This window comes from Maritimibacter dapengensis (assembly GCF_019218265.1).
Taxonomy (GTDB): domain Bacteria; phylum Pseudomonadota; class Alphaproteobacteria; order Rhodobacterales; family Rhodobacteraceae; genus Maritimibacter; species Maritimibacter dapengensis.
The window spans coordinates 1,140,736-1,154,015 of sequence record NZ_JAHUZE010000001.1 but is presented as its reverse complement, the minus strand read 5'-3'; the positions used below and the strand labels follow the sequence as shown (position 1 = coordinate 1,154,015).

Genomic DNA, 13,280 nt, shown 5'->3' with positions numbered 1-13,280 from the left:
TCACGGCCAACGTCTCAGGCGGCCCGAGATCACCATCAACCGACAGCGCACTACACCCTCACCGTGAGGTGACGTCGTCTGCAAGAAACGCTGGCGTCGGTAGAATGGCCTGCATGTCGAGCGTCCGACCGACGTCTCTCAACGCAGAAATCAGGGTCGCCATGGGTTCCATGGACCGGTGTTGGGACAGCATCAGGGCAACGATGCGACGGGGCGGAACACCTATCATGTAGCGGTTCACTCCGGCGTCGGGCCCTGCCAATCCGATCGTGGAAAGCGCCGGCGCGACACAGACACCGGCCCCGCCCCGCACGAAGGAAAGGGCGGACTCGTAGCTGCGACATTGCACGATCGGCTGATGACCCGGCAACAGCCGATCATACCAGTTCGAGACGCGCCGGGTATGCGTGCTGCCGAACGCGAAGTGAATTGACCGGTTGAGCGTTCGATAGGCCGCCGGCGAAAGTTCCCGAGCAGGGTCGGACACCCCGTCAAGATCAAGCTCCTTTGGCACGGCGAGGACGTAGGGGTCCTCCATGATCGGGATTTGCAGGAAGTCTTCATGCGCCTGCGCGAGCGAATTCGCTGCGAGAAGGCCGAAATTGATCCGTCTGGCGTCGAGAAGCTCCACGATGTCCGCCGGCGCGCTTTCCTGCACGTCTATGGCGACGCCGGGAAGTCGATCGTGAAGGTGGCGGACCGCCCCGGGCAGGAGGTTTCGCAAGACCGAGTCGAGGCCCGCCAGCTTGATCACGGCGGGCCGACCTTCGCAAAAACGCCCCAACCCGTCTTCGGTTTCATTGAGAATGCGCAGCACCTGATCGACGCGCGGCAACAGGTACAGTCCTGCCTCGGTAAGCTCCATTTCGTTCGGGCGGCGGATGAACAGCCGCGTGCCGATGGCTGTCTCGAGCTTGCTCAATTGCTGCGACACCGAAGGTTGAGTCAGCCCAAGCTGCTTGGCCGCCTTCGTCATCGTCTCCGCATTGGCCACGGCATGAAAGATGCGCAATTGTTGCAGCGTCATCGACAGGGCGGCCTTGAGTGGGGCCCTGTCGTCCTTCGTTGCCAGACCGGCCTCGAAATCGTAGGTGGTTATGTTCACTTCCCCCTCCCGCAAGGCTCCGCTTGATGGCATTCTAGCCGCGTTGGCCAACTCCCGATGCAATACAAAGTATTGAAAACGCGATTGACAGATGCGTGTAGATACGAACGGCCTTGGTGGATTGCGAAAACGAATGGCGCCATCTGGCGGGAAGGATGACATGGCGGAACGGCCAAAAACGGATGGGACGGCTCCCGACTCTCGGGGGGCGACGGAAGGCCGTGGCGCCGACATTGCCGCGAGCCGCAAACCCGTCGCGAAGAGAGCCCGCAGCCGTTCGGGCACCGTCATCTGGCAACTCTGTATCCTCGTGGCGCTCATCGCCGGGATGAAATTGCTGAACGCAACATCGGGCAATCTGGTCATGCCCAGTCCCGGTGCGGTCTTCTGGCGGAGTGTAGAGATGTGGTCCGACAGGACGATGCCACGCGCCCTTGGCGAATCCTTCACCGTTCTGGGCCTCGGGTTCGTGCTGGCCGCGACGACAGGCATTCTCATCGGCATTCTCCTGGGTGGTTTTCCGTTCCTTGGCCGGGTGTTGGATCCGTTCGTGAACGCCGTGAACGCGACCCCCAGCGCCGCCTTCATACCGCTGATCATCGTGTGGTTCGGCCTCTACACCGAGGCCAAGGTCATTCTGGTCTGGCTCGCGGCGGTCTTTCCGATCCTGATCAACACCACCGCAGGGATCGCCAACGCCAACAAGGACCTTATCGAGATGGCGCAGTCCTTCGGCGCCCCACGGCGGACCCTGTTCTGGCAGGTCATGGTGCCGGATGCGCTGCCCTCGATCCTTTCGGGCCTGCGCATCGGCGCGGCGATCTGCATCGTCGGAACGGTCATCGCCGAGCTGACCATGGCCCAGTCCGGCCTCGGCGGCCTCATGATCAAGGCCGGCAACAGGTTTCAGATGGACCGCTACTTTGCCGTGGTTCTCGTGATGATGGCGCTCGGCTCCCTGATCACAATTGCGCTCAGACTTGCGGAACGGCAATTCGGGCGATGGCGCGTGGACCTGCGGGATGGAGGCTGAAGTGCCCCGGGACTCCATGCCACCAATACGGCTTCGAGGGGTGAGCAAGTCGTTCAAGAGCGCCCAGGTCCACGCGCTGGACGACCTGACCTTCGATGTCGGCAAAGGCGAATTCATCAGCGTGGTCGGTCCCTCCGGCTGTGGCAAGACGACATTGTTGCGACTGATCAACGGACTGATCAAACCAGACAACGGTGAAGTGCTGGTCAATGGAAGGCCGCCCGACCCCAAGCAGAACATGGCCATGGTCTTCCAATCTGCCCGGCTCCTGCCGTGGCGGACGGTGGCCGGCAATATCGAATTCGTCCTGAGACTGAGGGGCCATTCGCGCGCGGATTGCCGGGACCGCGCCCTCGCCCTGCTGGGTGCCGTGGGATTGCGCGATTTCGCCGACGCTCATCCCCATGAGCTTTCGGGCGGGATGCGGCAGCGCGTGGGCCTTGCACGCGCCTTGGCCGTGGAGCCGGATGTTCTGCTGATGGACGAACCGTTCGCGGCGCTGGATGCGATGACACGCGAAACGCTTCGCATTGAACTGCTGCGCCTTTGGGAACGGAGGCACATGGCGGTCGTCTTCGTCACCCATGACATTGACGAGGCAATCATCCTGTCGCAACGGATCGTGGTTCTGCGCCCGAGACCGGGCCGCATTGATGCTGTCGTCCCGGTCGATCTGCCCGAGCCACGGTCCCAGGTCGATCCACGCGGCCTGCCCGCCTTTGCGGACCTGCGCCGCTCCTTGTGGGACAGGATTCACGCGATGGGACGCGAGGGCACCGTTCTTGAGGAACTGACCGGCGCTTTTTCGGAACACGCGCCGAACCGTGGCGAGCCGCGATAGGGGCTGCTTATCGCGTCGATAGGCCACCATCGAATTGTTCGAAACCTGCCCCATGCCTACCATCCTGATAACGACCGGCGCGCCGATCAACGGCGCAATTCAGGGAGGCCGGCATGGCACCTCCAACAGAGGGCAATCTCGCGCCGATCAGCGCGTCGCATTGGAATAAGGACAGGGCCGCGCACCTTCTGAGGCGGGCGGGGTTCTGCGGAACACCGGCCGAAATCGCCGACCTCGCAGCCATGTCCCCGCAGGACGCGGTTGACCTCATGATACATGGGCGGGCCGACCGCCCCGCCCTGCCGGATTTCGAGGAATCCGGTTTCTGGGAACCCAGCCTCGCCGATTTTCCGCCGTCGCGACCGGCAACCACAGACCATGCCGCCGAAACCGGCGAGGTCATGGGCGTGAGAAACAAACCCGCCGGGCCGCGCCCGCTTCAGCCCGCGACGAACCGGTTCTTCTACTGGCGCCGCGCCAGCATGCTCGAGACGCGGCGCGTCGCCTTCTGGTGGCTCGACCAAATGCTCCGCAGCGGCCATCCGCTCGAAGAAAAAATGACGCTCTTCTGGCATGGCCATTTCGCGACCGGCGAGGAAAAGGTGCGCGACTACCGCAAGATCAAGCTTCAGATCGACACGCTTCGCGCCGGCGCCCTGGGGAGCTTCCGCGATCTCCTGACGGCCGTCGCCAAGGACCCCGCGATGCTCGTCTTCCTTGATGCGACGCACAACGTGAAAGGCTCCCCGAACGAGAATTTCGGCCGCGAGGTCATGGAGCTCTTCACCCTCGGCGTCGGCAACTACACCGAGGAAGACATCCGCGAAGCCGCCCGCGCCTTTACCGGCTGGAGCAATGACGACCTGGAATTTCGCTTCGACGAAGCCAAACACGACGCCGGCGAAAAGACGTTCTTCGGCAAGACCGGGGCGTTCGACGGGGACGACATCCTTGCCATGATCCTCGAACAGGATCAGACGGCAATCTATATCGCCTCGAAGATCTATCGTTTCTTCGTGCGCGAAGACATCCCGGAGGATTTCGCGCAAGAGTTGGGCAGAGTGTTTCGCGACAATGACTACCGGGTGACTCCGTTTCTGGAGACGCTGTTTCTGTCGGAGGACTTCTACAGCGATGCCTCCGTCGCCACGCATATCATGTCACCGACCGAGCTTATCGTTTCGACCTATCGCAAGCTTGGCCTCGACGCGATGCCGGGCATCCCGGATCCCTATACGACCGGCAAGACGCTGGGCCAGATTTTGCTCTATCCGCCGACGGTTGCAGGATGGAGCGAGGGTCGCGCCTGGATCACCCCGGGCCTGCTGTTCGAACGTGGAAACTTCGCCCGCGAGGTGATGTTCCCCGACATGATCTCTTTCGTCGACCCGAACCATGAACCGGGCGACATCGTCCGCCGCACCAATGACAATATCAATGCGGGCATGGAGATCACTGCCGCTACGCTCGAAGAAGGTGCGGCCCCGAGCGCGACGGCCGGCATCCAGGAGAGCTTCAATACCCGGCTCGGCAATCTCATGGGCTGGCAGGAGGCCATGCGCATGCTCAAGCCGATCCCGAGAGCGGCCGCCCAGTTTCATCTGACCGGGACACTCGCTGCCGAAGGGGCTTGCACGACGGAGGACGCGGTCGATCGTCTCGCCGACCGTCTTCTGTGCGTGCCTCTGACCGAGTCATCGCGCAGCGCCCTCATCGAGATGCTGACCGACGAGCTTGGCACATCGGACCTGGCAGAGGCCCAGGGTTATACCGAATACGGCCTTCGGCTGGTGGCCCACGCGATCATGTGCACGCCACAATACCAACTCGCCTGAACAAACCCGGGAGCCTTGACATGGCCAGACGACCAAAGCTGACCGCCGAAGAAAGAAACACCCTCAAGAAGTCGGGCTACGAAAGCATCGTGCTCAAGGGCGCGGGCGGCATCGCCAGCGCGCCCGTCTGGTCGAAGCTGACCGACCAGGATGCCAAGGACAGAATACTGGTCATTGTCGAATTGTCCGGCGGGAACGATGGGTTGAACACCGTCATTCCCCACGCTGATGACGCCTATTACCGCGCGCGGCCCAATCTTGGCATCCGCAAGGAGCAAGCCCTGCAGATTGATGACCACTTCGCCTTCCAGAAGTCGATGCCCGGTTTCGAGCGGCTCTACAAGGATGGGCAGATGGCCATCGTCCACGGTGTCGGCTACGACCAGCCTTCCTTTTCGCATTTCTCGTCCATGGCCTTCTGGCAGACAGGCGCACCGAATAGCGGCGAGGTCTATGGCTGGCTGGGGCGTATGGCGGACGCGATTGATCCTCAGGGCCACATACAGAATTTTCTCGTCAACATCGACGACCACCAATCCCTTGCTGTCAAGGCGAAGCACCATGTGCCGCTGGTCTTCGACGACCCCGACAAGTTCAGCCGTCGCATGTTCCATCCCGAGGCGGCGGCCATCGCTGCGGGCGACGCTGCGAGTGATGCATCCAGCAATCCCTCGCTCGACTATCTCTTCGATATCGCCGCCAGCGCCAGCCGTTCAGAGCGGTTGGTGCGTGAGGCGTGGGAGAGCTATGAAACGCCAGTCGATTATGGCCTCGTGAACTGGGGGCTGGAGCGGGTGGCGGCGCTGATCGCCGCCGATTTCCCGACGCAGGTTTACTATGTTCCCTTTCGCAACAACGCCTTCGACACTCATGTCCATCAGGGCAACCTGCACACCCGCCTCCTGTCATACACCTCTGACCACATCGCAGCATTCCTGAGTGACATGGACAGGCTGGGGCGCGGCGACGATGTCGTCCTGATGGCGTTTTCCGAATTCGGACGGCGCGTGGGCGAGAATACCAGCCTTGGCACGGACCACGGCACCGCCGGTCCTGCCTTCATCATCGGGAAGCCCATACACGGGGGGCATTACGGCGCCGTGCCAAGCCTGACCGATCTGGACGGCGGCAACCTGAAATACACCACCGATTTTCGCCGCGTCTACGCCACGCTCATCAACGGCTGGATGGGCTGCGACGCCGTCGGAACGATCTTGAACCGGGATTTCGAACCGCTGCCCGTCTTCGCATCGGCGGCGGCCTGACGACCACACACGTCCGCGCATGCGTCGGGCGCAAAACAAGGACAAACGATCATGTTCAACACGACCACTTCAATCGCGCGCTCTACTCTCGCGGCCGCCGCGCTCTGTACATTCGCCGGTGTCGGCGCATCGGTCGCACAAGAGACTCCACAACTCACAGTCACCCTCGCCACCGATGACAATATCTTCAATCCGACAACATCCTCGGTATTCCAACTGGCCCAGGATTTCGGCTACTTCGAAAAGCACGAGGTCGAGGTCACCTATATCGGGCTCGACGGAACGCCCCTTGCCGCGGCCGCGCTGCAATCCGGGGACGTGGACGTCGCGCATATCACCATCGACGCGGCCATCCGGCTTGACGCTGCCAACGATCTTCCGGTGCGGGGCTTCCTCTCGGTGGGGTCAGGCATCCCGTTCCTGATCGCATCGCGGTCCGACATCACCTCACTCGAGGACCTCGAAGGACGTAGCTTTGCTATCTCCGACATCGGCGGTCTCGATCACGCGCTGACGCAAGCGGTGCTGCGCAGCTTCGACCTCGATCCCGATCTGCCGGACTACGTTGCCATTGGTGCGCCGTCGGTCCGGGTTCAGGCGCTCGCCGTCGATCGGGTGGATGCGACGACCGTCTCCTTTGGCACCTATTCGTCGGTCGAGGATGTGGAGGGCCTGCATATGCTCTTGCCAGCCGACGTCTTCGCCTCACGCGCGCCAGCGGCGCCGAAGTTCCTTGTCGTGCGGGAGGACAGCATCGAGGAAAATCGCGAGGCGCTGCAACGGTTCACCAATGCCATCATGGAAGCCTCGCGCGACTTCGCGGCCGACCCGGACGTCTGGATCGAAGCCGCGACCGAGCGGCGACCCGATCTGACCCCCGAAGCGATCGAACGGACCGCCGCCTTCAACGGCACACTTTGGTGCGTCAACGGCTGCATGCGCCGAGATACGCTGCAAGCGTCGTTCGACTTCACCTATTCCAATCCCGATTTCAGCGATGTCCCGGTGATCGGAATTGACGACATCGTCGATTTCAGCTTCACCGACACCGCTCTCGAGGAGATGGGGGTTGTCGAGACCGAAGGCCTCGATGCCCGGTATTGAAGCCGATGCGGCTTGAGGAGCGCCGGTTCTGCTTGAAAGAGCCGGGGCCCGGGCCGGACGCACGCGCCATCGGGCGGGCTTCTTTCCCGATCTCAGGGGACATCGGTTACACCCGGCCCCGGCACGCGCGCTACCTCGCCGTCAATTCACAGGAAAAACCACGTTGGTCTGGCCGGTGCCGGAACTCGGAAAGTATTCGGTGATGACCTCACCCTTGCCTTTGTAGCTGTCCCAGCCCAAAGCGCCGAACAGCATGATCGTGTCATGCATGTCGCCCTCTCCGTCGCAATGCTTCGCGTAATCGGGCAGCATCTCCAGAAACAGCTCGGTCTCGCCATTCTGCCACATCTCGAGCACGCGGCGATCGACCACCTCGTTGAACTTGGACGAGATCGTGAAGGTGCCGTTGTTGGCGGCGTAATCGTCATTCGCCCAGATGTGGTGGCTCAGCGACCCCGACGCGATCAAAGCGACATTGTTGTCGGACTTCTCGATAGCGATGCGGATCGCCTCCCCCAACGTGCGCGACGAGTCGAGGCTGTGGACGGTGCACATGGCCGCGACCGATACGACCTTGAGTGCACGATCCTCGTTCATGTAGCGCATCGGAACCAGCGTGCCGTATTCGAGGTCGAGGCTGTCGATCTGATGGCTCTCGGTGTGAACGCCCAGATCCATTGCGGCGGCGGCGATCCGGTCGCCCAAGGCCGGGTTGCCCTCGTATTCATAACCCATGTCCTGGATGAACTGCGGAAACTCGTGCGATGTATAAATGCCCTTGAAGCTGTCGTTGGCATTGACGTGGTAGCCGGCGTTCACCAGCCAGTGCGTGTCGAGCACGACAAAGGTGTCGGCCCCGGCCGCACGGGCCATTTCGCCGATCTTCCTGTGCCCATCAATCGCCGCCTGTCGGCAGCCTTTCAACGCACCGTCCTGCTCCGACATCAACATCGTCGGCACATGCGTGCACTTCGCTGCGAGAACCAGTTTCCCCATCGGTCATCCCTCCCTTTTATTTAACATGTTCAATATAGGAGTCCGGAAGCCGGTTCCTTGATTTCGATCAACCCGCGCCGATCAGAACGCTGCGCGAAGCGCCTTGAGGCCCGACCGAAGGACGCCCACATCGGACCCGATCGCGAGGAAGTCGATGCCATCGCGCGCGTAGCCGTGGGCCAGATCGAGGTCCGAAGTCAGGATGCCAGCCGCGCGGCCTGCGGCACGAATGCGTTGCAGCGCGTCGTTCACGACCGCCTGCACCTCGGGCGCGCCGGGGTGGCCAGCGAACCCCATGTCCGCGGCAAGATCCGCCGGGCCCACGAACACGCCGTCAATGCCGTCGACCGCAAGGATGTCGTCGAGCGCCGCCATCCCGGCCCTGTTCTCGACCTGAAGCAGCAGGCAGACCTCGTCGTTGGCCGTTGGAAGGTAATCCGCAATCGCGCCGAATTCCGACGCCCGCGCCAATGCGGCACCGACCCCACGCACACCGGCGGGCGGATAGAGAACCGAGCGCACGACCTCGCGGGCCTGATCCGCGCTTTCGATCATCGGCACCAGAAGGGTCTGCGCCCCGATATCGAGGATCTGTTTGATCTCCGCTCTGTTATCGTCACGCGTGCGAACCACCGGATGCGTCTTGCCGCCGATGGCCCGGAGTTGCGCCAGCATATCGCGCAGGCCGTTCGGGCCATGTTCACCGTCGATCACCAGCCAGTCGAACCCGGTCCCCGCGCACAGCTCGGCCACCGAAGGGTCGCCCAGCGCGACCCATAGACCGATCTGGGTTTCGCCTGACTTGAGACGGGATTTGAAAGTGTTCACGGGCGATGGCATGGCTGACCTCAATCGAAAGAAATGGAAACGTGGCCGAAAGGTCCGAAATCCGCGTCGATCCCGGTGCCCGGCGGGCATTCCAGCGGTGCGATGAAGCTCCCGGACAGGATCACCTGTCCGGCCTCGATCCGCTGACCGTATTGGTGCATCCGGCGCGCCAGCCAGACAATGCCCATCACCGGATCGTCCAGCACCGCAGCCCCCAGCCCTGTTGCCTCGACCTCGCCGTTCTTGCGCACGATGGCGCCGGTCCAGCGCAGGTCGACCGCATCGGGCGCGTGACGCGCATTGCCCAGAACGATCCCGGCATTGGCAGCGTTGTCGCTGACGGTGTCGAAGATCACCCGCGCCTGCCCTGTTGCCGGATCGGTGCGCAAGATGCGCGTGTCGAGGATCTCCAGACTTGGCACCACGGCTTCGGTCGCGGCCAGCACGTCCTCTCGCGTCACGCCGCCGTCGAGCGGTGCCTTCATGACAAAGGCGATCTCGGCCTCGACGCGGGGCTGGATGAAACGACCCGCAGGCACGGTCGCGCCGGTCTCGAACAACATGTCGTCGTAGAGAACGCCACTGTCGGGCGTGTCGATGTTCAGCGCCGTTTGCATGATTTTCGAGGTCAGCCCGATCTTCCAGCCGATGATGCTGCGCCCCGCTGCCAGCTTCTGCGCCATCTGCGCGGACTGGATGGCATAGGCATCGTCCAGCGTCATCTCCGGATGCCGGAGCGAGAGAAGGCCGATCTGCGACTGCGTCCGCTCTGCGGTCAGAAGGTCGGCAGCCGACTTGTTGATTTCCTCCGGCGTCATTCGTCGGCCACCGTGTTGCGCAGAATGCCGATGCCCTCCGCCTCGACCTCGACCACATCGCCGGGTTTCAGCCAGATCGGCGGGTCGAACCGCGCGCCCGCGCCGGTCGGCGTGCCACAGACGATCACGTCGCCCGGGACCAGAGTGGTGAAGGTGCTGATGTAATTCACGATATAGCGGAAAACGTACATCATCCGGCCCGTGCGGTCCTGCTGGCGGACCTCTCCGTTGACGCGGGTTTCAAGCTTGATGTCGTCCAGCTGGCTGGCGTCGGCAAAGGGCACGATCCACGGTCCGATGGCCCCGGACGCGTCCCAGTTCTTGCCCTGCGTGACATTGAATTTCGCATGACGGACCCAGTCGCGGATCGTGCCCTCGTTGCACAGCGTCAGTGCCGCGATGTGGTCGTAGGCATCTTCCTTCGCGATGCGCCGACCGCCCTTGCCGATCACGATAGTCACTTCGCCTTCGTAATCGAGTTGCTCGGATTCCGGCGGGCGGACGATGTTTTGACCGTGCCCGACGAATGAGCGCGGGAAACGGATGAACATCGACGGATAGGATTTCGCGTCCTTCGTGCCGTCTTTGTATTCCGCGTTTCGATCGGGGAAATTCACACCGATACAGATGAGCTTTTCCGGGTTGGCGATCGGAATGAGGTAGGTCACATCCTCTTCGCGGTAATTGGCGGCGCGGCCTTCCGCGGCGCTGACGAGGTCCGCAAGCGCATCGGCCTCGATCACCTCTTTCAATCCTTTGAACCGGTCGCCAAATTCCGGCGTCAGGTCGACGATCCCCTCTTCGGTCACGACCCCGAAGCGATCGGCCCCGTTGACGTGGAAGGCCGCGATGCGGGCGTTGGGGCGGGTCATGGTGAACTCCTCAGGCAAGTCTGTCGAAACGCCGGATCTGTCAACATCCGGGCCTCACGGTGCGATGATGGGCGATGCGCCGAGGTCGGACTCGGTCGTGTCGAGCCCCTCGAAGACCGAACCATGTTCAAACCAGCTGCGTGGTGCAGGCGCTCCCCACAAGGTCTGGCGCTGCGGGTCCTTGAGATCCCATTTGATCGCTTCGAGGTCGGGGTCGACCGTCTGGTAATCCGAGCAGTAAATCTCGATCCGATGGCCATCGGGGTCGAGGATATACAGAAAGAAGGCGTTGGAGATGCCATGCCGCCCCGGTCCACGTTCGATATTGGTGACATACCCAGTGGTCGACATCAGGTCGAGCAGATCGATGATGTTCAGCGGTGTCGGCACCCAGAACGCCGTATGGTGCAGACGCGGGCCAGTGCCGTTGGTGAAGGCGATATCATGTACGCCGCCCTTGCGGTGGGTCCAGGCAGCCCAGAGCCGTTCGCTTTCCGCGTCCTCGGTATATTCAGTCACCCGAAAGCCGATTTCGTTGTAGAAACCCACGGCGTCGTCGACATCCGGCACGAAGCAGTTGAAATGGTCGATGCGCAACGGCTTCACGCCCTTGTAGAGCGCGTATTTCTGGTGGATCGGATCCAGCCTGTCCATTTTGAAATAGAACTCGATCGGCATCCCAAGATGGTCATGCGTGGCCAGCGTCCGCCCCTGGTATGGGCGTTCGACCCAAGTGGTCTCATGCCCCTTTGCCGCGAACCAGGCTTCCGCCTTGTCGAGTTGCTCTTCGTCGAAGACCTTGAACGACAGCGATTTGACATGCGCCGCGTCAGATTTGTGCAGGACCATGCAGTGGTGGCCGCGCTCTTCCATCGCGCGCAGGTAGACGGTGTTCGAATCTTCATCTGTGATCTGAAGCCCCAGCGTGTCGACATAGAACGCCTTCGAGGCGGCGAGGTCGGTGACGCCGAAGTCGACATGGCTCAAGCGGATGATGTTGAACGGCGGATACAGGTTCGGGGCCGGAATGGGCATGGTCTCTCTCCCTTTGGACAATCGTGTGCCGGGCGTTCAACCGCCGAGCTTGGGGATCTTGTGGCTGGCGCGCGGGAAGCTGACGTTCACGGTTTCCATGTAGAAATCGAATGACCAGTCACCCCCGTCCCGCCCGATGCCGCTGGCTTTGACGCCACCGAAGGGCGTGGGCAGGTGCCGGATGTTTTCCGAGTTCACCCACATCATTCCCGCTTCGAGCGAGTCGGTCATCCGCATGGCGCGGTTCAGGTCGTTGGTCCACAGGTATGCGGCAAGCCCGTATTGCACGTCATTGGCGATCGCGAGCGCGTCTTCTTCATCTTTGAACGGGATCGCGGTCAGAACCGGGCCGAAGATTTCCTCCTGCGCCACGGCCATGTCATTTGTCGCGCCCGTGAACAGAGTGGGCGCGACGTAGCACCCCGCCTCGCCGATCTTGTCGCCCCCGGCCGCGATGGTCGCGCCCTCTTCTCGGGCCTTCTCGAAATAGGACAGCACCTTGGCTTCATGCTCGGGGTGGATCAGCGGCCCGACAACGGTGTCCGGGTCGAGCGGGTGCCCGACCTTGATCCGGCGGGCGACCTCGGCCACGCGAGCCGTGACGTCGTCGTAGATGCTGTCCTGCACCAACAGGCGCGACGAAGACGTGCAGCGCTCACCGTTGAGCGAGTAGATCATGAAGGTCGCCGCATCCACCGCCCGCTCGAGATCGGCATCGTCGAAGACGATGACGGGGTTCTTGCCGCCCAACTCGAAATGCACGCGTTTGAGCGTCTTTGCCCCCTGCGCCATGATCATGGACCCGGTGCGGCTTTCACCGACGAAAGCGATGGCCTTGATGTCGGGATGCTCGGTCAAACGCTTGCCCGCGTCTTCGCCAAATCCGTTGACGACATTCAGCACGCCCCTTGGCAGGCCCGCGCTCTCGGCAATCTCGACCAGGAGTTTCGCGGTCATCGGGCTGAACTCGGCGGGCTTGTGGACCACCGTGCAGCCCGAAGCGAGCGCCGGCGCGATTTTCCAGGTCGACAGCATGAACGGCGTGTTCCACGGCGTGATGACACCCACCGGCCCGATGGGGCGGCGCGACGTCGTGTTCATCTGCGTCGGCGTGCGCGTGACCGCGCCATCCTCGGCAGCAGGTGCCTGATCCGCGAAAAACCGGAAATTCGCCGCGCCACGCATGGCCGCCTTGGACATGAAACGAAGCGCCTGCCCGGTATCCATGCACTCGGTGAAGGCGATCTCCTCGGCGCGGGCTTCGATGGCCTCCGCGACCTTGATCAGGATCTTGCGGCGTTCGGCGCCCGGCGTCTTAGACCAGACCGGAAAGGCCGCCTTCGCGGCGGCGACGGCGGCGTCGATATCCGCCTCGCCCCCCTTGGCGACCTCGGCCAGCTTCGACAGGTCCACCGGACACACGGTCTGAAACGTCTTGCCCGACTTTGCCGGAACGTTCTCGCCGTCGATGTGGTTCATCACACCTTCGGCGGCGAAGCGGGCCATGTATTCCCTGGCCTGCGCGATGTTGCTTTCAAGTGTCATCGG

12 protein-coding genes are annotated in these 13,280 nt (G+C 62.5%); 5 read left to right on the top strand and 7 right to left on the bottom strand.

What is annotated here, in order from left to right; genetic code table 11:
- Window positions 1–58: 58 nt before the first annotated feature.
- The gene (locus KJP28_RS05820; protein ID WP_218391530.1) at window positions 59–1,105 is read right to left on the bottom strand and encodes a LysR family transcriptional regulator; all 1,047 of its coding nucleotides are present in this window, start codon (window positions 1,103–1,105) and stop codon (window positions 59–61) included.
- Window positions 1,106–1,265: 160 nt separating this feature from the next.
- Here KJP28_RS05820 and KJP28_RS05815 point away from each other — a divergent pair, with 160 nt between their 5' ends.
- The 5 genes from KJP28_RS05815 to KJP28_RS05795 all read left to right on the top strand — a co-directional run bounded on the left by KJP28_RS05815 (window position 1,266) and on the right by KJP28_RS05795 (window position 7,183).
- A complete protein-coding gene (locus KJP28_RS05815) occupies window positions 1,266–2,138 on the top strand; it encodes an ABC transporter permease (protein WP_218391529.1) in 873 nt (290 codons plus the stop codon).
- 40 nt (window positions 2,139–2,178) lie between these two features.
- A complete protein-coding gene (locus tag KJP28_RS05810; protein WP_336245306.1) occupies window positions 2,179–2,979 on the top strand; it encodes an ABC transporter ATP-binding protein in 801 nt (266 codons plus the stop codon).
- A gap of 113 nt (window positions 2,980–3,092) precedes the next feature.
- A complete protein-coding gene (locus tag KJP28_RS05805; RefSeq protein ID WP_218391528.1) occupies window positions 3,093–4,814 on the top strand; it encodes a DUF1800 domain-containing protein in 1,722 nt (573 codons plus the stop codon).
- 20 nt (window positions 4,815–4,834) lie between these two features.
- Window positions 4,835–6,079: a DUF1501 domain-containing protein gene (locus KJP28_RS05800; protein ID WP_218391525.1), complete on the top strand. Its 1,245-nt coding sequence runs from the start codon at window positions 4,835–4,837 to the stop codon at window positions 6,077–6,079.
- A 51-nt stretch (window positions 6,080–6,130) separates the two neighbouring features.
- Window positions 6,131–7,183, top strand: a complete 1,053-nt coding sequence (locus KJP28_RS05795) for an ABC transporter substrate-binding protein (RefSeq protein ID WP_218391522.1) — start codon at window positions 6,131–6,133, stop codon at window positions 7,181–7,183.
- Window positions 7,184–7,324: 141 nt separating this feature from the next.
- On the opposite strand, the gene hpaD (KJP28_RS05790) is transcribed toward KJP28_RS05795, so the two are convergent.
- The 6 genes from hpaD (KJP28_RS05790) to hpaE all read right to left on the bottom strand — a co-directional run bounded on the left by hpaD (KJP28_RS05790) (window position 7,325) and on the right by hpaE (window position 13,277).
- On the bottom strand, window positions 7,325–8,179 hold the full coding sequence (gene hpaD, locus KJP28_RS05790; RefSeq protein WP_218391521.1) for a 3,4-dihydroxyphenylacetate 2,3-dioxygenase: 855 nt from the start codon (window positions 8,177–8,179) through the stop codon (window positions 7,325–7,327).
- Between the two features lie 81 nt (window positions 8,180–8,260).
- A complete protein-coding gene (locus KJP28_RS05785; RefSeq protein ID WP_218391520.1) occupies window positions 8,261–9,019 on the bottom strand; it encodes an aldolase/citrate lyase family protein in 759 nt (252 codons plus the stop codon).
- An 8-nt stretch (window positions 9,020–9,027) separates the two neighbouring features.
- Window positions 9,028–9,825 (bottom strand): 2-oxo-hept-4-ene-1,7-dioate hydratase, encoded by a 798-nt coding sequence (hpaH, locus tag KJP28_RS05780; RefSeq protein ID WP_218391519.1) that lies wholly within the window; start codon window positions 9,823–9,825, stop codon window positions 9,028–9,030.
- Entirely contained in the window at window positions 9,822–10,697 is an 876-nt protein-coding gene (locus KJP28_RS05775; protein ID WP_218391517.1) for a fumarylacetoacetate hydrolase family protein, read from the bottom strand. Before KJP28_RS05775 ends, hpaH begins: the two co-directional genes overlap by 4 nt.
- A 54-nt stretch (window positions 10,698–10,751) precedes the next feature.
- Entirely contained in the window at window positions 10,752–11,732 is a 981-nt protein-coding gene (gene hpaD, locus KJP28_RS05770) for a 3,4-dihydroxyphenylacetate 2,3-dioxygenase (RefSeq protein WP_218391514.1), read from the bottom strand.
- A gap of 36 nt (window positions 11,733–11,768) precedes the next feature.
- Window positions 11,769–13,277 carry a 5-carboxymethyl-2-hydroxymuconate semialdehyde dehydrogenase gene (gene hpaE, locus KJP28_RS05765; protein ID WP_218391513.1) on the bottom strand — a complete coding sequence of 503 codons (1,509 nt, stop codon included), beginning with the start codon at window positions 13,275–13,277 and terminating at the stop codon, window positions 11,769–11,771.
- Window positions 13,278–13,280: the final 3 nt, after the last annotated feature.

What these genes read in the sequence shown, in the direction of transcription:
- KJP28_RS05815 (WP_218391529.1), top strand. Translation starts at nt 1,266, where the DNA reads ATGGCGGAACGGCCAAAAACGGATGGGACGGCTCCCGACTCTCGGGGG.
- KJP28_RS05805 (WP_218391528.1), top strand. Translation starts at nt 3,093, where the DNA reads ATGGCACCTCCAACAGAGGGCAATCTCGCGCCGATCAGCGCGTCGCAT.
- KJP28_RS05800 (WP_218391525.1), top strand. Translation starts at nt 4,835, where the DNA reads ATGGCCAGACGACCAAAGCTGACCGCCGAAGAAAGAAACACCCTCAAG.
- KJP28_RS05795 (WP_218391522.1), top strand. Translation starts at nt 6,131, where the DNA reads ATGTTCAACACGACCACTTCAATCGCGCGCTCTACTCTCGCGGCCGCC.
- hpaD (WP_218391521.1), bottom strand. Translation starts at nt 8,179, where the DNA reads ATGGGGAAACTGGTTCTCGCAGCGAAGTGCACGCATGTGCCGACGATG.
- KJP28_RS05785 (WP_218391520.1), bottom strand. Translation starts at nt 9,019, where the DNA reads ATGCCATCGCCCGTGAACACTTTCAAATCCCGTCTCAAGTCAGGCGAA.
- hpaH (WP_218391519.1), bottom strand. Translation starts at nt 9,825, where the DNA reads ATGACGCCGGAGGAAATCAACAAGTCGGCTGCCGACCTTCTGACCGCA.
- KJP28_RS05775 (WP_218391517.1), bottom strand. Translation starts at nt 10,697, where the DNA reads ATGACCCGCCCCAACGCCCGCATCGCGGCCTTCCACGTCAACGGGGCC.
- hpaD (WP_218391514.1), bottom strand. Translation starts at nt 11,732, where the DNA reads ATGCCCATTCCGGCCCCGAACCTGTATCCGCCGTTCAACATCATCCGC.
- hpaE (WP_218391513.1), bottom strand. Translation starts at nt 13,277, where the DNA reads ATGACACTTGAAAGCAACATCGCGCAGGCCAGGGAATACATGGCCCGC.